The sequence below is a fragment of the Mesorhizobium sp. WSM4806 genome (assembly GCF_055811635.1).
Window position 1 is genome coordinate 1 of record NZ_JBVVQZ010000078.1, and the last position, 338, is coordinate 338.

The 338-nt window shown below is 60.9% G+C and carries 1 protein-coding gene; it reads right to left on the reverse strand.

The features are described from left to right. Positions 1-338: transposase (locus tag AC0L2M_RS34655; protein ID WP_473537277.1), on the reverse strand; the 338-nt coding region annotated here is incomplete at both ends.

Here is a 338-nt window from a genome sequence, read left to right on the forward strand (position 1 = left end):
AGCCGCTCCAGCATGTTCGTCGACTTCATGTGCTTGTGATGCGGCAGCGGCAGCCGATAGAAGCTCAGCGTCTCCTCGATGTTGTTCTCCACCCAATCCACCAGCTTCGGGTATTTGGCCTGCCATTTGGCGATCCACTGCGCCAGGTCGCGCTTGACCTCGGCTAGGTCGCGCCGGTCATAGAACCATCTGAGCTCCATCAGGCAGTCGTCATCGACCTTGCGCGGCACATAATCGAGCGCGTTTCTGAGGAAGTGCACGTAACAGCGCTGCCAGACTGCCTCGGGCAGGACTTCGCGGATCGCTGCCCTGAGCCCCGGATGGTCGTCGGAGACGAC